Source organism: Candidatus Accumulibacter meliphilus, from assembly GCF_036625345.1.
In the GTDB taxonomy this organism is placed as follows: Bacteria; Pseudomonadota; Gammaproteobacteria; order Burkholderiales; family Rhodocyclaceae; genus Accumulibacter; species Accumulibacter meliphilus.
The window spans coordinates 309,871-329,745 of sequence record NZ_JAZKTZ010000001.1; the positions used below are offsets into that span (position 1 = coordinate 309,871).

Here is a 19,875-nt window from a genome sequence, read left to right on the forward strand (position 1 = left end):
ATGTGGCACAAACCGCAATTGATGACTGCCCTTGCCGACCTGCTCTTGCTGGCAGCCGGCGCCGCCTTGCTGGTTGCGGCGGTGATCTGGGGTGCGCCGCGGATGCGGCTGATTCCACTCAACGAGCTGCAGGTGATGCACGAGTTGCAGTCGGTTCAGCGCAGCGAACTGGAGGAGTCACTCGAGTCTCTGCTGCACGGCAGTTTCTTCACCGTCAATCTGGAAGCTCTGCGGCTGGCGCTCGAGCAATTGCCCTGGGTGCGGCGAGCCGAGGTGTGGCGGAAATGGCCGGCGCGTATCGATGTCCGTATCGAGGAACATCAGGCCGTTGCGCACTGGGGCGAGGGGAACGGCGAGCTGGTCAATACCTTCGGCGAGGTTTTTCCCGCCTCTTTGCCCGACGAGCAGCGTCTGCCGCGGTTCTTCGGGCCAAGCGGGTCGGCGGGCGACGTGCTGCGCCGCCACGAGGAGTTTGCCCGGCTCCTGCAGCCGATCGGTCAGCAACCGGTACAAGTGGCTTTGTCGCCACGTCTGGCCTGGGCGCTGGCACTGGAGGACGGGATGTTGGTTGAGCTCGGTCGCGAGCAGGCGAAGGCGCCGATCCGGATGCGTCTGCAGCGTTTTGTCGACTACTACCCGACGCTGTCGGAAACCCGCCACGGGCGGCCGTTGGCGGTGGACATGCGGTATCCCAACGGCTTCGCATTGCGCTTTCCGGCCACTGCGGGTCACGAAGTCAAAGGAAAGAAATGAGCAGGGATAGCAAAGATCTGATCGTCGGTCTCGACATCGGCACCTCTAAGATCGTGGCGCTGGTCGCCGAACTCACCCCGGAAGGGCGGGTGAACGTGATCGGCATGGGCCAGCAGGAGTCGCGAGGGCTCAAGAAGGGGGTGGTGGTCAACATCGAGGAGACCGTGGCGACCATTTCGCGCGTCCTGCAGGAGGTCGAACTGATGGCCGATTGCAAGGTGCGCGACGTCTATACGGGGATCGCCGGCAGCCACATCCGCAGCTTCAATTCGAACGGAATGGTGGCCATCAAGGACCGTGAAGTGACGCCGATGGACGTCGAGCGGGTCATCGAAACGGCGCGTGCGATGCCGATTCCGGCCGATCAGGAAATCCTCCACATCCTGACGCAGGAGTTCATTATCGACGACCAGGATGGCATCCGCGAGCCGATCGGCATGAGCGGGTTTCGCCTCGAGGTCAAGGTGCACATCGTTACCGGAGCGGTCTCGGCGGCTCAGAACATTATCAAGTGCGTGCGTCGCTGTGGTCTGGAAGTCAACGACTTGGTGCTGCAGCCGCTGGCTTCGAGTTGCGCCGTGCTCTCGGAGGACGAAAAGGACCTCGGCATCTGCCTGATCGACATCGGCGGTGGCACGACCGATCTGGCGGTCTGGACGCAGGGTGCGATCCGTCATACCTCGGTGATCCCGATCGCCGGCGACCAGGTGACCAACGACATCGCCATGGCCTTGCGCACGCCGACGCGCGAGGCTGAAGACATCAAGCGTCGCTTCGGCTGTGCTCTGGCAGACCTCGCCGACCCGGAAGATACGATCGACGTTGTCGGTGTCGACGACCGCCCTTCGCGCAAGCTTTCCCGTCGCGCCCTGGCGGATGTCATCCAGCCGCGTGTCGAGGAACTCTTCGAACTGATCCAGGCCGAGCTTCGCCGTTCGGGGTTCGAGGACGTGCTGTCATCAGGCATCGTGCTCACCGGCGGCGCCTCGGTGATGCCGGGCATGATCGAGCTCGGCGAGGAGATTTTTCACATGCCCGTCCGCCTGGGCATCCCAAAGTACCAGGGAGCACTCGCCGACGTCGTCCAGAGTCCGCGCTTTGCGACCGCTTGCGGCCTGCTGCTCGAGGCGCAGACGCAGCGCAAGCGGGGCTTGAAGGTGCGTGAAACGAGAGACGTGAAACAGGTTTTCGGGCGCATGCGCTCGTGGTTTGAAAAGAACTTCTGACCCGCGTAGCTGTCCGGTGTCAGGCCATTAGCAACTTTCAGCAGTAAAAATAAGCTTTTTGCAGAGGAGACGACAATGTTTGAAATCATCGATAAGGAAGAACTGGGCGGCGAACGAGACACGGTGATCAAGGTCATCGGTATCGGCGGTGCCGGTGGCAACGCCGTCGATCACATGATCCGCGAAGGCGTCAATGGCGTCGACTTCATCGCCGCCAATACCGACTCGCAGGCGCTCAACCGCAGCGTTGCCGTGCAGCGCCTGCAACTGGGCAAGACCGGTCTTGGCGCGGGCGCCAAACCGGAGGCCGGGCGCAGTGCTGCCGAGGAAGAGCGCGAGGCCATCGCCGCATCGCTGGCCGGTGCTCACATGGTCTTCATTACCGCAGGCATGGGCGGCGGCACAGGTACCGGCGCCGCACCGATCGTCGCCGAGGTGGCACGCGAACTCGGCGTCCTCACCGTCGCCGTGGTGACCAAGCCCTTCGGCTTCGAAGGAAAGCGTCTGAAGATCGCTGAAGCCGGTATCGCCGAACTGCAGAAGCACGTCGATTCGCTGATTGTCATTCTCAATGACCGTTTGATGGACGTTCTCGGCGACGACGTTTCCATGGACGATGCCTTCAAGGCGGCCGACAATGTCTTGCGCAACGCGGTTGGCGGCATCGCCGAAATCATCAATTTCCCGGGACTGGTCAACGTCGACTTCGAGGATGTGCGCACGGTGATGGGCGAAATGGGCATGGCGATGATGGGCTCGGCCAGCGCTGCCGGTGTCGACCGGGCGCGGATTGCTGCCGAAAGAGCGGTCGCTTCGCCTTTGCTCGAGGGAGTCAACCTCTCGGGGGCCAAGGGCGTACTGGTGAATATCACGGCCACCCGTTCGCTGAAGATGAAGGAAGTCAACGAGGTCATGAACACGGTTCGCGCCTTCGCTGCTGACGACGCGCACATCATCTTCGGTGCGGTCTATGACGAAAGTATCGACGACGAGATTCGCGTGACGGTGGTGGCCACCGGCCTGGGTCAGGCGCAGGCGAAAAGGCAGAGCTTTGAAGTGATCAACAGCTCGGTGACCCTGGCGACCGGTACCGACGGCCGTTACGCGAACGGGCAGAGTGTCGACTATTCGAGCCTGGACCAGACGCCGGCGGTGTTTCGCAAAGGGCGTAGCGCGACGGTCGAAGCCTTGGCCAACAGCGGTGTGGATCGTTGGGATATTCCGGCCTTTCTCAGAAAGCAGGCCGACTGAAGCCAGTCATGCACTAACTCCTCTGCCCGGATCGGCGCGTTTCAGGACAGTTCCGACTGTGTTAAAATGCGTCGATTCCACTGGTTTTTCAAGCAGATGCTAAAGCAGCGAACACTCAAGTCCGTGGTCCGCGCCGCTGGTGTCGGACTCCATTCGGGCGTCAAGGTAAATATGAGCCTGCGGCCGGCTGCGCCCGCGACAGGCATCGTTTTTCGACGTCTCGATCTCGACCCGGTCGTTGATCTGCCGGCCTCCGCACTGCTCGTCGGCGACACGCGCATGTGTTCCTGCCTGGAAGTCGACGGCGCCAAGGTGGGTACCATCGAACACCTGATGTCGGCATTCGCCGGTCTCGGCATCGACAACGCCTTTGTCGATCTGGATGCCGCCGAAGTCCCGATTCTTGACGGTTCGGCCTCACCGTTTGTTTTCCTGATTCAGTCGGCGGGGATTGAAGAGCAGGCCGTGGCCAAGAAATTCATTCGCGTCACGCGTCCGATCGAAGTCCGCGACAGCGACCCGTCCGGCGAGAAGTGGGCGCGTTTCGAGCCTTATGAAGGCTTTCGACTGACTTTCTCGATTGGTTTCAATCATCCGGCGATCGATCGCACCGGGCAGTCGGTGTGCATTGATTTCGCCGACAACTCCTACGCCCGCGAAGTCGCGCGAGCGCGAACCTTCGGTTTCATGCAGGAGGTGGAGTGGTTGCGCGAAAACGGCCTGGCGCAAGGCGGCGGGCTGGAAAACGCCGTCGTCCTCGATGAGTACCGCGTCCTGAATACCGATGGTTTGCGCTACAGCGACGAGTTCGTGAAGCACAAGGTTCTCGACGCCATCGGCGATCTGTACCTGCTCGGGCAGCCGCTATTGGCGTCATTCGTCGCCCACAAGTCAGGGCACGCACTGAACAACGCGCTGGCTCGGCAATTGCTGGCCACTCCGGATGCCTGGGAATACGTCAGTTTCGAAGACGCTGACCTGGCTCCGCAGTCGCTTTCTCGCTGGCTGGCCTTGCCGGCGTTCTGACGAGGTGTGGTTGCTGCGCCTGCTGGCGGTCCTGACGGTGATTACCGTTGCCGGCGGGGTGCTGATCTTTCTGTTTACCCGGGACGCGCGCTACCTGCATTTCGCCTGGCGCCTCTTTCGCTACGCGCTGATCGTCGCCTTGCTGGTGTTCGCGCTTCTGATCCTCGAACGCGTGGCGGTCATTCCTCTCTAGCGGCGTGCGCCAGCAAATGTTCGAGTGCAGAGCGTAAGGACGACGCCGCCGGCAGCGAGTCGCTCAATGCCGTCAAGCGCTGGCTGGTCTTGGCGCTGAGCGGCTTTTGCTCCGCCGCGCGGGCCGCCGCGGGGCGGGTGCGAGCTTGCACTTTCACCTGAAGCTCCCGGCACTCCACGCCCCGCTGCAAAAATTCATCGACCAGTGTTGGCGCCATCTGGCGTAGCTTGGTCGCCACGGCGCCGCTGCTGGCGTGGATAAGTACGATCCCCGACTTGTAATTGGCCAAGCTGCTTGCCTGGCCAAGATGTGGCGGCGCGATCTCTTGAAATAATCCCGCGAGCCTGGCCAGGAGTCTGGCGTGTGCCAAGACCTTGCCAGCCCCTTCGGGTCCATCAAGGTAGCTGTGCAGTGAGTCCGTCATCGGGAATTTCCGGGAGAGGCAACGCCTGCATCTTATTCTCGTCGCCAAGCGGATGGCAACCGCCAAGACCTTGACTCCCCGTAGTCTGGCGACGTAGCTGGTACTTCTCCCCCGCGGGACAAGGGCTACGGTCATGACTTCGATGATCTGGCGTATCGCTACTGGTCATGACCGTTAACGACGTTCGTAGACGACGAAGTCGAAGGCTGGGGTACTGGTTGCGGTCGCCTGCTCGCCGCCGCACGCACCTTGGCAAGCGTTCTTCGCAGATGGCTGTCCCGCGCGACGCGAGATCTCGCGCCACTCGTCAGGCGGAAGGTCCGGGAAGTAGCTGTCTCCCGGACAGTCCGCGGCGACTTCGGTCAAGTACAGCCGACTGGCCAGCGCCAGAGTCTGCCGATAGAGGTCGGCGCCACCGATGACGAAGATCTCGCTGGCGTCGCCTGCGAGGCGAATGGCCTCCTCGATTGAGCCCGCCCGTGTTGCGCCGCTGGCAAAGTAAGCCGGATTGCGGCTGACGACGATATTGTGCCGCTTCGGCAACGGTCGAAAGGCCGCCGGCAGCGACTCCCAAGTCTTTCGGCCCATGATGACGGTTTTGTCGCGGGTTGTTTCGCGAAAGTGTTTCATGTCTTCAGGCAGCTGCCAGAGCAATTGCTGCTGCCTGCCAATGGCGCCGCTTCTGGCAACGGCAGCGATCAGTGCGATCATTTTCACCCTCTCCGACGGCGCCACTGGCAACGGCTCCCGGCGGCTGTGGCAGCGCTGGGCAAGCAGCAGTCGTCGCTAGGCATCGGTTTAGACGGCGACCGGCGCCGAGATGTGCGGATGCGGATCGTAGCCTTCGAGGCTGAAGTCCTGAAAACGGAAGGCGAAGAGGTTGTCAATGTCAGGATTCAGTCGCATCGTCGGCAAGGCTCGCGTCGCACGCGTCAGCTGCAGTTGGGCCTGCTCGAGGTGATTGCTGTAGAGGTGCGCGTCGCCGAAAGTATGCACAAAGTCGCCCGCCTGATAACCGCAGACCTGCGCCAGCATCAGGGTGAGAAGTGCGTATGAGGCGATGTTGAACGGGACGCCAAGGAAGATGTCGGCGCTGCGCTGGTAGAGCTGACAGGAAAGCTTGGCGCGCTGGTCGCGGTCAGTTGGCCCGGCGGGTGCGACGTAGAACTGGAAAAAGGCGTGGCACGGCGGTAGCGCCATGCGCTCGACGTCGGCTGGATTCCAGGCGCTGACCAGATGGCGGCGCGAGTCAGGCCTGTTTTTCAGATTTTCGACGAGCTCGGCGATCTGGTCTATTTCGCCTCCCCGCGGGCTTTGCCAGTGCCGCCACTGATGGCCATAGACCGGGCCGAGATCGCCATTCACGTCGGCCCATTCGTCCCAGATGCGGACGCCGTTCTCGCGCAGATAACGGATGTTGGTGTCACCCTGCAGGAACCACAGCAGCTCGTGGATGATCGACGGCAGATGCAACTTCTTGGTCGTCACCGCCGGGAAACCGGCGCCGAGGTCGAAGCGCATCTGCCAGCCGAACACCGAGCGCGTACCTGTGCCGGTGCGGTCTGCCTTGAGCGTGCCCTGTTCGAGAACATGGCGCATCAGCTGAAGATACTGCTGCATGGTTTGAGCCTGTCGTTGATCCAGGCCGAATTGTAGAGTAATCGCCTGCCGGGCGCAGTCCGTCGCCGACGCCGCTCGATCGCTCGGCGTGCTTCGCGCTACGCCGAGGAATCGCCTTGGCGGCAAGCGGGGCCATCCGGCAGACCTTCGACCTCGTCCTGGTTTACTGGTTTACAATTCGCGCTCCAACGGCAGTCATCCGCGACGAGGCTTCACGTTCCATGATGTTCAATTTTTTTGCGAAACGTTCGGATCATCCGCTGGCTGACAGCAAGGAGCTGAAGCGGATTGTTGCCGAGTTGCACGTCGATAGGCCGGCAAAAGCCGTCGACGAAGTGAGCGGCTGGTTCGATTCGCTCCAGCACGCCGAGAACTTCCGCGTTGACCAGTATTTTGACGTGCTCCGCCAGCTTGATGAGGCGGCGCAGCGACACCTGCTGGCTGTGGCTCGCGACTATCTGCTGTCAGGACGCTTGACGAAACTCGAAGAAGAGCGGCTGTGGACGCGCAGCTACCGCTATTGGGGCCAGGTCGCGACCCTGTACAACGACTGCATCGAACGCGCTCAGCTGAATCCCAAGAGCAAGGCTGGCGACGCTTTCAATGCCTTCCTGCCGCTGGCCCTTGTACGCTCGCAGGCGGCACGCCGTAATCAACTCAAGTGGTTGGCGTTTCGCTACGGTGCAGGTGCAGAAGACCTCTGGCAGGCGCTCGGCGCAACCTATCTGGCGGCCGAATCGGCGGCTGACGCTCAGAAGCCGCTACAGCTCTATCCGGCGCGGCAAGGGCAGAGCACCGTGGCGGAGCAATACCTGCATGCGATCGTCTTCTTTGCCTCTTCGATGGATAGCTTGATGCCCGTGCAGATCGAGCTGGCTGACCGCCTGATTGCGCATTTCCTGCCGCACTTTGTTCTCCTGCCTGATTGCCGGCCGGACAGCGTCTATTGGGTCGATGCGGTCGCCGGCGCGCCACCATTGCGACTGGTCCGTCACCCTGGTGTGAGCAGGCGTGGCTTGCGCTTCTTCTCTCCGGGGACGGCGCTGGCGGCGCTCGAAGAGCTGTTGCATCGGGTCGAGCACGGTGAGCGGCCGGCCGACGTCAACCTTGGCGGTGATTACGCGCCGCGTGCCCTGTTGCCGGTACTTCGCCATCTGCGCCTGTATTGGGCCAAGCACCCGCCACAGCGCCGCCATACGCGGCATGGGGTAAAGACGCGAATGCTCGTCCTGTATGGCTTTGATGACAGCTACTCGCTGTTCTCGGGAGCCGTGCCGCGCCCCGAGAATGAAGTAGCGATGGACAGCTGGGTGGTCGAGAACGTCAGCCTTGGCGGATTTCGTGCGCAGATTGGCGATTCGGCGAGCGAGCACATCAACATCGGCGCACTGCTGTGCGTCCAGCCGGAGGGTGGCGACAACTGGATGCTGGGTGTTGCCAGGCGCTTCACCAGGCAGGGTCCTGACGGCGCCTGTCTGGGTGTGCAGGTACTCTCCCGGCAGGCGCTGAGCATCGAATTGCGGCCGCGGCGCAGCGGCTTTTCGGCGGCGGTGGCTATCCCGGGTATCTGGTTGCAGGATGGCGGTGAAACCGGGATCCTGCGCATCGTCTTGCCGCTGGCGGGTTTCAATGTCCGTGAAACGCTGGAGTTCAGCCATCAGGGCCAGCAGCGGACGCTGATTCCGATGGAGCTGGAGGAGGTCGGCAGCGAGTACGAGATTGGCTGTTTTCGAGAGCAATCAGCGACCTGAAGGCTACAAGACCTGGGGGGGGCTCCTTGCCGCTAGCCTTCGGGGGCCGTTGGCCGCAGCGCTGATTTCGGTCGGAAAGCCTTGACCACCTGCGCGACCGTTTCGACGTAGGGGCCGCCAAGCAGATCGATGCAGTAGGGGACGGCAGCGAAAATGCCGTTCACCACGACCGTGCCATCGGCCGCTTTTACTCCCTCAAGGGTTTCCCGGATCGACTTCGGTTGCCCGGGCAGATTGAGGATCAGGGCCTTGCCGCGAACGACACCCAGTTGACGCGAAAGGATGGCCGTCGGCACGAAGTTCAGGCTGATGCGGCGCATTTCCTCGCCGAAGCCGGGCATCAGCCTGTCGGCGACGGCGAGGGTGGCTTCCGGGGTGACGTCGCGTGGCGCCGGACCGGTGCCGCCGGTGGTCAGCACCAGATGGCAGCCAAGCTCATCAACCAGCTCCTTCAATGTTTCTTCGATGCGCGCCTGCTCGTCGACGATCAGGCGTCTTTCGCTTCGCCACGGGCTGGCAAGGGCGCGGCCGAACCATTCTTCGAGCGCCGGGATTCCCTGATCGGCATAGACGCCCTGCGCGGCGCGGTCGCTGATCGACAGCAGTCCAATCAGCAGTTGTTCATCATTGATCATGCTCATCCTTTCCGCTGGCGCGGTCGCCGCGGATTTCCAGCCCTTTGAGGAACTGGAAAATGGCGCGGTAATTACGCGGCGACCGGCCTTGTTCCTGCTCGCTCAAGGCGGCGCGTCGTAGCGAGCGCAGATGCTGCAGGTCCACCGCTGGGTAGGTCTCGGCAATTCCGTACAGCACCCTTTCGTCGGCCAGCAAGGCCGTTCGCAGGCGCTCGATACGGTGCAACCTGCCCGTTTCCTCGGCCGAATCGCCACGCAGCGCAGCCAGTGCCTTGCGGATCGGTTCCGGGTCTTCGATATCGCGCATCACCCGGCCGATATATTGCAGCTGTCGCCTTCGCGCCTCGTCGTGTCGAGTCATGCGCTGCGCCGTACGGACGGCGGCGCGCAGATCTTCCGGGAGGTCGATTTTCTTGAGCCGATCGGGCGCCAGCTCCACCAGTTCCTCGCCGAGGCCCTGTAGCTCCTCCATGGCCCGCTTGCGCTGCGTTTTTGACGGCGGGCCTGCTTCTTCTTCGTCTTCTTCGGGAGGAATCATCGGCGGAAGAGGGGGCTTTCCTGGTGGCAGTTGGCGAGATGGGCGTGTTCAGACGCTTGAGCGGACGGTCTGCGCGGAGCTGCTATGATAGCGACTTTTGCCTTTGGCCACCGCCCCATGTCCCCTCCCACCACCGTCGCCGCTCGCGAATCGCGCTTCAGCCACCGTTTCGAAACTCTCCAGCAGTTGGCGCGCGACGTTCTCGCACATGCCGAAAAGTGCGGCGCAAGTGCTTGCGAGGTCGATGTTTCCGATGGCTTCGGTCAGTCGGTCACGGCTCGCCGTGGAGAGGTCGAAACCATCGAGTACAACCGCGACAAGGCGATTGCCGTCGCCGTCTATCTTGGTCAGCGAAAAGGTCAGGCGAGCACTTCCGATTTTTCTGCGACGGCCTTGCGTGAGACCGTCGAGGCAGCGCTGAACATCGCCCGCTTCACTGCTGCCGATCCCTCTGCCGGACTGCCCGACGCGTGCCTGCTGGCCATCGATAGCGAGCACTTGCCGGATCTCGATCTCTATCATCCCTGGTTGCTCGCGGTCGAAGCCGCCGTCGACCTGGCGAAGCGCTGCGAAGCTGCGGCCTTTGCGTTCGACCCGCGGCTGAGCAATTCGGAAGGCGCGACGGTGTCCAGTCAGGAAGGGCATTTCGTGTCCGCCAACAGTCTTGGTTTCATGGGCGGCTACCCAACTTCTCGGCATTACCTGTCGTGTTCGATGATCGCCGGCAAAGACGGAAACATGCAGCGCGACGACTGGTACGCGATGGCCCGCGATGCGCAGGCCATTGGTTCACCGGAGCTGATTGGCGAGCGCGCTGCCCAACGTGCCCTGGCGCGGCTTGGTGCGCGCAAGATCAAGACCTGCAAGGTACCGGTGATTTTTGAGGCGCCCCTTGCCGCGTCGTTGATCGGCAGCTTTGTGCACGCGGTCAGCGGCGGCAGCCTGTACCGCAAGACCTCCTTCCTGGTCGATAGCCTGGGCAAGCGCGTCTTCGCCAGAAAGGTACAGATCAGCGAGCGGCCCCATCTGGCGCGTGGCCTGGCCAGTGGCTATTTCGACAGTGACGGCGTTGCGACCAAGGATCGTGAAGTGATTGTTGACGGCCAGCTGCAGGGCTATTTCCTGAGCGCTTACACGGCGCGCAAGCTGTCAATGCAGACCACCGGCAACGCCGGTGGCAGCCACAATCTCATCGTTCATCCCGGCAAGCGGGATTTGCCTGGCCTGCTCAAGAAAATGGGCCGCGGCTTGCTGGTGACCGAGTTGCTCGGCCATGGCGTCAACTACGTGACCGGCGACTATTCGCGCGGCGCTGCCGGCTTCTGGGTGGAGGGTGGCGAGATTGTTCATCCGGTCGAAGAGATCACCATCGCCGGCAACCTTCGCGACATGTTCAGAAACCTGGCCGGTGTCGGCAATGATGTCCTGGTGCGCGGCTCGAAGCAGGTCGGGTCGCTGCTCATCGAGCAGATGAAGGTGGCAGGCGCCTAGCTTTTTCCGCGCCGCGAATTTCTCTGGACGCTGGACAGATCCGCGCGGCTGCCGGCGCTCGGAAAATCCGTATTCTCTGGCCGACTGCTTTCGCTATAATCGGCGGGCAATTCGTGTACAAGAAACCAAAATAGGAGACAAGATTGTGGAAAGACGTTCGTTTTTGAAGAATGCTGGTGTCGGCCTGGCGGCCGGTAGCGTGGCCATGCCGGCGATTGCTCAGAATGCGCCAACCATTCGCTGGCGTCTGGCGTCCAGCTTTCCGAAAAGCCTGGATACCATTTACGGTGGTGCCGAATTCATGGCCAAGCGGGTCGCCGAAGCCACTGGTGGCAAGTTTCAGATCCAGGTTTTTGCCGGCGGCGAAATCGTCCCCGGGCCGGCTGTCTTCGACGCCGTCAAGGACAACACCGTCGAAATGGCGCACACCGCGTCGTACTACTTTTTCGGCAAGGATCCGACCTACGCCTTTGACTGCGCGATTCCTTTCGGCATGACCAACCGTCAGCTCGACGCCTGGATGCGTTATGGCAACGGCAGCACGCTGATGGGCGAGCTCTACGGGAAGTCGAATATCGTTCCGATTCCCTGTGGCAACACCGGTGCGCAAATGGGCGGCTGGTTCCGCAAGGAGGTCAAGACGGTTGCCGACATCAATGGCCTGAAGATCCGTATCGGTGGCTTTGCTGGTGAGGTGTTGAGCAAACTTGGCGCCGTGCCGCAGCAGATTCCGGGTGGGGATATCTATCCCTCGCTGGAGAAGGGCACCATTGACGCGGCGGAATGGATTGGTCCTTACGATGACCAGAAGCTGGGCTTCAACAAGGTTGCCAAGTACTACTACTACCCGGGGTGGTGGGAGGGCGGGCCGCAGCTGTCGGTTTACGTCAATAGCGCCAAGTACGCCGAGCTGCCGAAAGAGTACAAGGCCATTCTGCATATGGCCTGTGCCGACGCGCACGTGGACATGATGGCCAAGTACGACGCCAAGAACCCGACGGCGTTGAAGCAACTGGTCGGCTCCGGTACGCAGTTGCGGCAGTATCCGAAAGTGATCATGGATGCTGCGTACAAGGCGGCCATGGAACTCTATGCGGAGACGTCCAAGACCAATCCCGGCTTCAAGAAAGTCTATGACGACTACGCGAAGTTCCAGACCGACCAGAACCTCTGGTTCGGGATTGCCGAAGGTGCCTACGTAAGCTATATGAACACCAAGCGCTAGATTTCAGACTGCAGACTTCGTCCGCACAGGGCCGCTTGCCGGTTCTCGCGACGAAGAAAAGGAAACGGAGGCCAATGGCCTCCGTTTCCTTTTCGGGTCAGCATTCCCTGCATTCCTGTTGCCGTCGCGCGGCGAACTTCCCGCCGACGGCAGCCTGCAGCCTACTTTTCCTTGTTTTCCTTGAGCATGTCGAGAATGGCGTCGGTAGCCGCAGCACCCGGCTTTGGCGGCTGCCCGTCTGGCGCGCCTTCCGCTGGCGCACCGTAGCCGTATCCGCCGCCACCTCCGTACGAGGAACTCGGGATCTCGATCTCGACCGAATCGAGATCCACCTTGACCTCCTTGTCGAGGCCGAAAGTCACCAGTTGCGGGAACGCAATCAGGATGCCGACCATGACGATCTGGATGCAGACAAAGGGAATCGCACCCCAGTAGATGTCGGTGGTCTTGACCGACGCCGGCGCGACCGAGCGCAGGTAGAAAAGCGCAAAGCCGAAAGGCGGATGCATGAACGAGGTCTGCATGTTCACCGCCAGCAGTATTCCGAACCAGATCAGATCGATCCCCAGTGCTTCGGCAACCGGTCCGAGCAGCGGCACGACGATGAACGAGAGTTCGAAGAAGTCGAGGAAGAAAGCGAGCAGGAAGATCAGGACGTTGACCACGATCAGGAAGCCGACTTCACCGCCCGGCAGCCCGGTGAGCAGGTGCTCGACCCAGCGGTGCCCGTCTACGCCGTAGAAGGTGAGCGAGAATACACGCGCGCCAACCAGGATGAAGACCACGAAAGTCGTCAGCTTGGCCGTCGTATCCATGGCCTGCTTGAGCAGGCTCAGGGTCAGGCGCTTGCGCGCCAGGGCCATGATCAGCGCGCCAGTGGCGCCCATGGCGCCGCCTTCGGTCGGCGTTGCGATACCCATGAAGATCGTGCCGAGGACCAGGAAGATCAGCATCAGCGGTGGCACCATGGTGGTCAGCACGCGGAGCAGCAGTTTGCTGCCATGCAGAGTCCGTGCTTCTGCTGGCAGTGCCGGTGCCCACTTGGGCTTGAAGATAGCGACCAGCAGGACATAGCCGACGTACAAGGTAGTCAACACGATGGCCGGCAGGAAGGCGCCCTTGTACATGTCGCCGACCGACTTGCCCAGCTGGTCCGCCATGATGATCAGCACCAGCGATGGCGGCAGGATCTGGGCCAGCGTTCCCGACGCAGCGATGACGCCGGTGGCGAGCTTGGTGTTGTAGCCGTAGCGCAGCATGATCGGCAGCGAAATCAGTCCCATCGAGATCACCGACGCGGCGACGACACCGGTGGTCGCGGCGAGCAGCGCTCCGACGAAGATGACGGCCAGCGCCAGGCCGCCACGCATTGGGCCGAACAACTGCCCGATGGTGTCGAGCAGGTCTTCGGCCATTCCTGATCGTTCGAGAATCAGACCCATGAAGGTAAAGAAGGGAATGGCCAGCAGCGTGTCGTTGTTCATGATGCCGAAAATACGGTCCGGCAGGGCCTGGAAAAGTTGTGGGCCGAGCAGGCCGAGTTCGATGCCGATCAGGCCGAAGAAGATGCCGTTGGCCGCGAGCGCGAAGGCGACCGGGAAGCCGACTAGCAGGAAGAGGACCATCGCAGCAAAGATGATCGGCGCCATGTTGTTGATCAGGAATTCGGTCATCAGAGTTCTCCCTGTTTCGCCTTGATGGCCAGCGCGAGTTCTTCTTCGGCGGTCGGCGTGTGCGACTTGGCGCCGGGATCCGGACACAGACCCTGCACGAAGCCAATGCGCTTGATCAGTTCCGAAAAGCCCTGAATCACCAGCAGGAAAAAGCCGATAGGGACCATCAGGCGAACCGGCCAGACGGTGAGGCCGCCGGCGTTGCTCGATTGCTCGTTGGTTTCGTAGGCGAGGACAAAGATCGGCCACGACATGTACATGATGGCGATAGCCATCGGCATCAGGAAGAAAATGATGCCGAAGATGTCGATCATCGCCTGGCCCCGCCGGGAGAAGCGACCAGCGACAAGATCGATACGCACATGCTCGTTGCGCATCAGCGTGTAACCGGCGCCAAACAGGAAAATCGCCGAGAACAGATACCACTGAATCTCGAGAAAGGCGTTCGAGCTGTAGTCGATGGTGTAGCGCATGACCGCGTTACCGGCACCGATCAGGGTGACGATCAGCACCAGCCAGATGATGCTCTTGCCGACGCGTTCGGTGAGGCCATCAATCAGGCTTGAAAGCTTGAGTAAACCATTCACGGGGAAATCCTCCTTTGACAGCTGGAAACGCGGTCCTCCCGGAGCCGATCACATGCCGGTCGCCTCTTCATCGGGCGGTTTGGCTCGGCTGCGGCGCCACAAAACCATGTGCCGCAAGCACGGTGGCACGATAGCCGGCCGATTATGGCACATCTTTCCTTTATGCGAGCGCGCTCGTGAAACATGAAAACCATGCTCGGAAGGTGGTAAAAAGGTATTGCCGATCAGGTGTTTAGGCGAAAGCCATGCGCCGGCCCAAGAGGCGTTGCGCTGGCGCCGAGCGAGCTTTGCTGCCGTCGTTCAGCTGCTTTCTGGCTGGCCGAGATCCGGCACCTTGCCGTCGCCCGGCTTGATCCGGTAGCAGGCAGCGTAGAGGGCTGGCAGAAAGAGCACGGTGAGCAGGGTGGCGATGATCAGGCCGCCCATGATGGCCACCGCCATCGGACCCCAGAAGACGCTGCGGGTCAGGGGAATCATGGCCAGGATTGCTGCGGCAGCGGTCAACATGATCGGCCGGAAGCGGCGTACGGTCGAGCCGACAACCGCCTCCCATGCCGGGGTGCCGGCTTTCCCGTCCTGCTCGATCTGGTCGACCAGGATCACCGCATTGCGCATGATCATTCCCGACAGGGCGATGACGCCAAGATTGGCGACGAAGCCGAAAGGCACGTTGAAGATGAGCAGCGCCAGGGCGACGCCAATCAAACCGAGCGGTGCCGTCACCAGTACCAGCAGCGTGCGGCCGATGCTCTGCAGCTGGATCATCAGCAGCGTGATCACGCCAAGGAGCATCAGCGGCATCACTGCCTTGATCGAGTTCTCGCCCTTGGCCGAGGCCTCGGTGGCGCCGCCGGCTTCGATGCGAAAGCCTGCAGGTAGGCGGGCGCGCAGCGCATCGAGCTGCGGATCGATCCGGGCGGTGGCGACCGGCGCCTGGATGTCGTCGCGGATATCGGCGCGAACGGTAACCGTCGGCAAGCGATTGCGCCGCGCAATCAAGCCGTGCTCGAGTTCGTAGCGGATCGTTGCCAGTTGCGCGAGCGGCACATAACGGCCGCTGGCGGTAGGGATGTTGATGTCGGCCAGCGCCGAGATGCGTGCGCGTTCGTCGCCGGCGGCGCGTGCGACGACGTCGATCAACTGGTCGTCCTCGCGCATCTGGGTGATGCTGATGCCGTTCAGCATCGAGTTGAGGAAGGCGGCGAGTTCCCGCGAGCTGATGCCGAGCGCACGGGCGCGGTCCTGATCGACGTCTACGCGGACGACCTTGTCCATCTCGTTCCAGTCGAAGCTGACTTCCTGCAGGTGGGGACTGTTGCGCATCACCGTGGCGACTTCCTCGGCAGCGCGGCGCAGCTCGCCAAGGTCCTTGCCGGAAACGCGAAACTGCACCGGGAAACCGATCGGCGGGCCATTTTCCAGGCGCTGGACGCGTGCACGCAGGCCGCTCCACTCGGCCGATGGGTCGGCAAAACGGCGCTCCAGGCGCTGCTTTAGGTCTTCACGCGCAGCGATATCGCGGCTGGTGACGACGAACTGCGCGAAGTTGTCGTTGAACAGTTGCTGATCGAGCGGCAGGTAGAAGCGCGGGCTGCCGTTGCCGAGATAGCTGGCAAAGTACTTGATCGACTTTGTCATTTCGGGCTCGGCGAGCAGTTCTTCGACTTTTTTGGCCTGCGCCTCGGTGGCTTTCAGCGAGGCGCCGTTCGGCAGCCACAGGTCGATCAGCAACTCTGGCCGACTCGAGGCCGGGAAGAACTGCTTCTGTACGCCGAACGCGAGTACCGCCAGCGACGCGGCAAAGGCCATCGCGGTGGTGATGATCACCAGCCAGCGGTGCTCTAGCGACCACTCGATCGTCGCCCGGACGCGCCGGTAAAATGGGCTGCCGTAAGCATTGTCGCCATGCGCTTGCGCCCCCCGGTGCAACTTCTCCGCGTCAAGCACCAGGAAGCCCAGGTAGGGGGTAAACAAGACCGCTACCAGCCACGACACCAGCAGCGCGATGCTGAGCACTGCAAAAATCGAGAAGGTGTATTCGCCGGCGCTGGATTTTGCGAAACCGACCGGCATGAAGCCGATGGCCGTGATCAGCGTGCCGGTGAGCATCGGGAATGCGGTCGAGGTGTAGGCGAAGGTCGCCGCTCGGAAGCGATCCCAGCCCTGCTCCATTTTGACGACCATCATCTCGACGGTAATGATTGCGTCGTCGACCAGCAAGCCCAGCGCAATGACCAGGGCGCCGAGAGAAATCCGCTGCAGGTCAATGCCGAAGACGGCCATGAGCAGAAAAGTCATCGCCAGGACCAGCGGGATCGACAGCGCAACGACGGCGCCGGTGCGCATGCCGAGACTGATGAAGGACACGGCCAGAACGATCAGCACCGCCTCGGCCAGCGAGGACATGAACAGGTTCATCGACGCGCGTACGATCTGCGGTTGGTCGGCGACGACGTGCATGTCGATGCCCAGTGGCAAGTCCTGCTGCAGGCGGGCCGTGGCCTCGCGCAGGCGGTCGCCGAGCTCGATCACGTCACCGCCCTTGTTCATGGCGATGGCGATGCCGATTGCGTCCTCTCCCTGAACGCGCATGCGCGGCGTCGGTGGTTCGGCGAAGCCGCGTTTGACGGTGGCAATGTCGCCGAGCCGGAACAGTCGGCCGCCGGCCTGGATGCCGATTTCGCGAATGCTGTCGACCGACGCGAAATCGCCGGAGACGCGTATGCGCACGCGGTCGGATGGCGTCTCGTAGAAGCCGGCCGGGGTCATCGCATTCTGTTGCCGCAGCGCGTCGACGATGAGCAGAGGATCGAGGCCGAGGGTGGCCAGTTTGGCGTGCGACACTTCGATGTAGATCTTTTCGTCCTGAACGCCGATCAGCTCGATCTTCTTGACGTCGGGCAGTTGCCGCAGTTCGCGCGCGATGTCGTCGGCCTGCTGGCGCAGCGCGGCGAGGTCGAAGCCGTCGCCGGTGAGCGCGTAGATGGTGATGAAGGTGTCACCGAATTCGTCGTTCAGGAAAGGGCCGAGGACGCCTTGCGGCAGCGTGTGCCGCATGTCGCCAATCTTCTTGCGTACCTGGTACCAGGTTTCGGGGACCTCTTTCTTCGGCGTGTAATCCTTGAGCACGACGAAGACCAGCGACTCTCCCGGGCGCGTCTGCGAGCGCACCACGTCGACCCACGGCACTTCCTGCAAGCGCTTCTCGATGCGCTCGCTGACCTGCAGCTCGACCTCGTGGGCCGTGGCACCCGGCCACAGCGTGCGCACCACCATGACCTTGAAAGTGTAGTCCGGGTCTTCGGCGCGGCCGAGTTTGAAATAGGCAAAGCCGCCGCTGAGCATCAGCACAACGATCAGGTAAGCGGTCAATGAACGGTGGCGTAGCGCCCATTCGGAGAGGTTGGGAGCGTTCATCGCTCGGTAGGCGCGGCCGGGCTCTGCGGCTTGCTCGTCGAGGCAGGAGCCGCCACCGGCTCCGGCTGCTCGACGACGCTGACGCGCTCGCCGGCGGTCAGCTTGTGAACCCCGGCAACGACGATTCTTTCACCGGCCTGCACGCCGCCATTCAGTAGCGCCGTGTCTTCGCCATAGCTGGCCACCACCACCGGGCGCAAGGCGACGCTCTGATCGGCCTGCACCACCCATAGCGCGGGCTGGCCGTCCTGCTGGAAGACCGCCGTCAGCGGCACGCTCAGGCGAGCATCTCGCTGCGGGCTGAGAAAGCGCACCTTGGCGGTCATTCCCAGCAGCACCCTGGCGTCCGCATCGATCATCGCCACGCGTGCGGCGTAGGTGCGTGTCACCGGGTCGGCCACCGGCGACAACTCGCGCAAGCGGGCCCGGTAAATGGCCTCGTCGTCGGCCCATAGGCGAACCTCGGCATGGTCGAGCGCCTGTGCTTCCGGCATGCGCGCCTCGGGAATCGAGATGGCGACTTCGAGCGTATCGGCACGCGCCAGGCGCATCACCGTTTGTCCGGCGGCGACCACTTGCCCGACTTCGGCCGAGATCAAGCCAACGACGCCCGCCTGATTGGCACGCAGAACGGTATAAGTCGACTGGTTGCGCGCCAGTTCGGCGTTTGCCAGCGCTGCCGTGAAGGCCGTTTCCTTGCTGTCCAGCGCCGCCTGGCTGACGAAGCTCTTGCTGCGCAGATCGCGATAGCGCTGCAGGTCGGCGCGCGCCAATTGCAGTTGTGCGGCGGCGGCGGTCGCCGACAAGGCGGTATCGGCCGGATCGAGCCTGGCCAGCGCCTGGCCGGCCTTGACCACCGCGCCGGTGTCGACCAGACGCGCGGCAATCTTGCCGGGAATGCGAAAAGCCAGCGCCGTTTCGTAGCGCGAGCGCACTTCTCCAGAGTAGGTCCGCAGCGAGTCAGCCGCGCTCTCGCCGACCAGACGTGTCAATACCGGACGTGCCGCAACCGGCGGCGGCGCTTCCTTGCTGCAGCCGGCGAGCAGTACCAGCTGCGGCACGACGAGCAGCAGTCGCCAGAGCCGCTGCCGAGAGGCAGCCCTCGCGGTCATCGCTTGCCCCCCGTCAGCGGCTCGACGAACTCGACGAACTCGCCGCTGCTGTCCCGCAAGCCATTCACCAGCAGCTCGAAATGCGTCCGCAGGTAGGTCTCCGGGGTGGTCTTCCGATTACAGAAGCCCAGGGAAAAACGCGAGATCGCCAGCATCAATAGCGGTGCCATTATTACGTCGATTGCCGTTTCTATGTCCACCGGGCGAAACTCTCCGCTGGCCACGCCGCGCTGCAGGGTCGTGCGCAGCAGCGCACGACCGCGTGTCAGTACCTGCTCGTGGTAATACTGGGCGACCTCCGGGAAGTTGCTCGACTCGCAGGCAATCAGCTTGGTTACGCCGGCCATTGGCGTTTGCCCGATCTGCTCCCACCAGCCGAATAGCAACTGCTGCAGGAGTTCGGTAGCCGATCCGTGAAAATCCGACAGTCGCTGCGCGGCCGCCGCCAGCGCGGCGACCATGCCTTCTTCGATCACCGCTTTGAACAGCGCTTCCTTGCTTTCGAAATACAGATAAAGCGTCCCTTTCGAGACGCCGGCGCGGGCGGCCACGTCATCGAGTCGCGTCGCGGCGAAGCCTTTCTCGACGAACAGCGCCAGGGCCGCAGCGGTCAGCTCGGAAGGGCGCGCCTCCTTGCGCCGACGCCGCGGTGCTCGGCAATCGGGAGAAGCTTCCGCGAGGGGACGAGCTGCGTGTAGTTTCATCGCCGTACATTAATGACTTAATGGTCAGTAATGTACGCGCGGACCAGGGCGGCGTCAAACAGATCGCTAGTCAAGTGTGCATTTACCGTACGCATTCCCTGCGCGCGCTGCCAGCCGCTCACGCTGGGGGCGTCGATTGCGCTACCATGCCCCGTCAGATTGCCCTCTCCTGTTGCCCGTGCGCGCCATGACCCGCTGGCCCGTGCAGCAGGAGCCGCCCAGCGAAAGCACGATGCCGAAGAGTGAATG

At 62.5% G+C, this 19,875-nt stretch carries 18 protein-coding genes; 8 read left to right on the top strand and 10 right to left on the bottom strand.

Features of this window, described 5'->3' with window-relative positions:
* From V5B40_RS01465 to V5B40_RS01485, 5 genes are all read left to right on the top strand, one after another.
* Entirely contained in the window at nt 1–753 is a 753-nt protein-coding gene (locus tag V5B40_RS01465) for a cell division protein FtsQ/DivIB (RefSeq protein ID WP_332352791.1), read from the top strand.
* Nucleotides 750–1,979: a cell division protein FtsA gene (ftsA, locus tag V5B40_RS01470; RefSeq protein WP_332352792.1), complete on the top strand. Its 1,230-nt coding sequence runs from the start codon at nt 750–752 to the stop codon at nt 1,977–1,979. Before V5B40_RS01465 ends, ftsA begins: the two co-directional genes overlap by 4 nt.
* A 75-nt stretch (nt 1,980–2,054) precedes the next feature.
* Entirely contained in the window at nt 2,055–3,230 is a 1,176-nt protein-coding gene (gene ftsZ / locus V5B40_RS01475; RefSeq protein ID WP_332352793.1) for a cell division protein FtsZ, read from the top strand.
* Nucleotides 3,231–3,326: 96 nt separating this feature from the next.
* Nucleotides 3,327–4,256 carry a UDP-3-O-acyl-N-acetylglucosamine deacetylase gene (lpxC, locus tag V5B40_RS01480; protein ID WP_332352794.1) on the top strand — a complete coding sequence of 310 codons (930 nt, stop codon included), beginning with the start codon at nt 3,327–3,329 and terminating at the stop codon, nt 4,254–4,256.
* Between the two features lie 4 nt (nt 4,257–4,260).
* Nucleotides 4,261–4,449 carry a hypothetical protein gene (locus tag V5B40_RS01485; RefSeq protein ID WP_332352795.1) on the top strand — a complete coding sequence of 63 codons (189 nt, stop codon included), beginning with the start codon at nt 4,261–4,263 and terminating at the stop codon, nt 4,447–4,449.
* Here V5B40_RS01485 and V5B40_RS01490 read toward each other — a convergent pair.
* The 3 genes from V5B40_RS01490 to V5B40_RS01500 all read right to left on the bottom strand — a co-directional run bounded on the left by V5B40_RS01490 (nt 4,436) and on the right by V5B40_RS01500 (nt 6,493).
* Nucleotides 4,436–4,873, bottom strand: a complete 438-nt coding sequence (locus V5B40_RS01490) for a DciA family protein (RefSeq protein ID WP_332352796.1) — start codon at nt 4,871–4,873, stop codon at nt 4,436–4,438. The two genes, V5B40_RS01485 and V5B40_RS01490, sit on opposite strands and share 14 nt — an antisense overlap.
* Nucleotides 4,874–5,047: 174 nt before the next feature.
* A complete protein-coding gene (locus V5B40_RS01495) occupies nt 5,048–5,584 on the bottom strand; it encodes a dihydrofolate reductase (protein WP_332352797.1) in 537 nt (178 codons plus the stop codon).
* A gap of 87 nt (nt 5,585–5,671) precedes the next feature.
* Nucleotides 5,672–6,493, bottom strand: a complete 822-nt coding sequence (locus V5B40_RS01500) for a thymidylate synthase (RefSeq protein WP_332352798.1) — start codon at nt 6,491–6,493, stop codon at nt 5,672–5,674.
* Nucleotides 6,494–6,609: 116 nt separating this feature from the next.
* Here V5B40_RS01500 and V5B40_RS01505 point away from each other — a divergent pair, with 116 nt between their 5' ends.
* A complete protein-coding gene (locus V5B40_RS01505; RefSeq protein ID WP_332352799.1) occupies nt 6,610–8,244 on the top strand; it encodes a hypothetical protein in 1,635 nt (544 codons plus the stop codon).
* Between the two features lie 32 nt (nt 8,245–8,276).
* Here V5B40_RS01505 and mog read toward each other — a convergent pair whose 3' ends face one another.
* Together mog and yjgA are read right to left on the bottom strand one after the other, a co-directional pair.
* Nucleotides 8,277–8,879: a molybdopterin adenylyltransferase gene (gene mog / locus V5B40_RS01510; RefSeq protein ID WP_434735808.1), complete on the bottom strand. Its 603-nt coding sequence runs from the start codon at nt 8,877–8,879 to the stop codon at nt 8,277–8,279.
* Nucleotides 8,869–9,417 (bottom strand): ribosome biogenesis factor YjgA, encoded by a 549-nt coding sequence (gene yjgA / locus V5B40_RS01515; protein WP_332352801.1) that lies wholly within the window; start codon nt 9,415–9,417, stop codon nt 8,869–8,871. The genes mog and yjgA overlap by 11 nt, the downstream gene beginning before the upstream one ends.
* Before the next feature lie 117 nt (nt 9,418–9,534).
* On the opposite strand from yjgA, the gene pmbA reads away from it, so the two are divergent.
* The gene (pmbA, locus tag V5B40_RS01520; protein WP_332352802.1) at nt 9,535–10,908 is read left to right on the top strand and encodes a metalloprotease PmbA; all 1,374 of its coding nucleotides are present in this window, start codon (nt 9,535–9,537) and stop codon (nt 10,906–10,908) included.
* A gap of 145 nt (nt 10,909–11,053) precedes the next feature.
* Nucleotides 11,054–12,133, top strand: coding sequence for a TRAP transporter substrate-binding protein (locus V5B40_RS01525; protein ID WP_332352803.1), 1,080 nt, complete (start codon nt 11,054–11,056; stop codon nt 12,131–12,133).
* A gap of 161 nt (nt 12,134–12,294) precedes the next feature.
* On the opposite strand, the gene V5B40_RS01530 is transcribed toward V5B40_RS01525, so the two are convergent.
* From V5B40_RS01530 to V5B40_RS01550, 5 genes are all read right to left on the bottom strand, one after another.
* Entirely contained in the window at nt 12,295–13,806 is a 1,512-nt protein-coding gene (locus V5B40_RS01530; RefSeq protein ID WP_332352804.1) for a TRAP transporter large permease, read from the bottom strand.
* A complete protein-coding gene (locus V5B40_RS01535; protein ID WP_332352805.1) occupies nt 13,806–14,393 on the bottom strand; it encodes a TRAP transporter small permease subunit in 588 nt (195 codons plus the stop codon). The genes V5B40_RS01530 and V5B40_RS01535 overlap by 1 nt, the downstream gene beginning before the upstream one ends.
* A 300-nt stretch (nt 14,394–14,693) precedes the next feature.
* Nucleotides 14,694–17,810, bottom strand: a complete 3,117-nt coding sequence (locus V5B40_RS01540) for an efflux RND transporter permease subunit (RefSeq protein WP_332352806.1) — start codon at nt 17,808–17,810, stop codon at nt 14,694–14,696.
* Nucleotides 17,807–18,922, bottom strand: coding sequence for an efflux RND transporter periplasmic adaptor subunit (locus V5B40_RS01545; RefSeq protein WP_332352807.1), 1,116 nt, complete (start codon nt 18,920–18,922; stop codon nt 17,807–17,809). The genes V5B40_RS01540 and V5B40_RS01545 overlap by 4 nt, the downstream gene beginning before the upstream one ends.
* On the bottom strand, nt 18,919–19,626 hold the full coding sequence (locus V5B40_RS01550; RefSeq protein ID WP_332352808.1) for a TetR/AcrR family transcriptional regulator: 708 nt from the start codon (nt 19,624–19,626) through the stop codon (nt 18,919–18,921). The genes V5B40_RS01545 and V5B40_RS01550 overlap by 4 nt, the downstream gene beginning before the upstream one ends.
* Nucleotides 19,627–19,875 lie beyond the last annotated feature (249 nt).

Excerpts from the sequence above, each read along its gene's own strand:
- V5B40_RS01465 (WP_332352791.1), top strand. The coding sequence starts at position 1 with ATGTGGCACAAACCGCAATTGATGACTGCCCTTGCCGACCTGCTCTTG.
- ftsA (WP_332352792.1), top strand. The coding sequence starts at position 750 with ATGAGCAGGGATAGCAAAGATCTGATCGTCGGTCTCGACATCGGCACC.
- ftsZ (WP_332352793.1), top strand. The coding sequence starts at position 2,055 with ATGTTTGAAATCATCGATAAGGAAGAACTGGGCGGCGAACGAGACACG.
- lpxC (WP_332352794.1), top strand. The coding sequence starts at position 3,327 with ATGCTAAAGCAGCGAACACTCAAGTCCGTGGTCCGCGCCGCTGGTGTC.
- V5B40_RS01490 (WP_332352796.1), bottom strand. The coding sequence starts at position 4,873 with ATGACGGACTCACTGCACAGCTACCTTGATGGACCCGAAGGGGCTGGC.
- V5B40_RS01495 (WP_332352797.1), bottom strand. The coding sequence starts at position 5,584 with ATGATCGCACTGATCGCTGCCGTTGCCAGAAGCGGCGCCATTGGCAGG.
- V5B40_RS01500 (WP_332352798.1), bottom strand. The coding sequence starts at position 6,493 with ATGCAGCAGTATCTTCAGCTGATGCGCCATGTTCTCGAACAGGGCACG.
- mog (WP_434735808.1), bottom strand. The coding sequence starts at position 8,879 with ATGATCAATGATGAACAACTGCTGATTGGACTGCTGTCGATCAGCGAC.
- yjgA (WP_332352801.1), bottom strand. The coding sequence starts at position 9,417 with ATGATTCCTCCCGAAGAAGACGAAGAAGAAGCAGGCCCGCCGTCAAAA.
- pmbA (WP_332352802.1), top strand. The coding sequence starts at position 9,535 with ATGTCCCCTCCCACCACCGTCGCCGCTCGCGAATCGCGCTTCAGCCAC.
- V5B40_RS01530 (WP_332352804.1), bottom strand. The coding sequence starts at position 13,806 with ATGACCGAATTCCTGATCAACAACATGGCGCCGATCATCTTTGCTGCG.
- V5B40_RS01540 (WP_332352806.1), bottom strand. The coding sequence starts at position 17,810 with ATGAACGCTCCCAACCTCTCCGAATGGGCGCTACGCCACCGTTCATTG.
- V5B40_RS01545 (WP_332352807.1), bottom strand. The coding sequence starts at position 18,922 with ATGACCGCGAGGGCTGCCTCTCGGCAGCGGCTCTGGCGACTGCTGCTC.
- V5B40_RS01550 (WP_332352808.1), bottom strand. The coding sequence starts at position 19,626 with ATGAAACTACACGCAGCTCGTCCCCTCGCGGAAGCTTCTCCCGATTGC.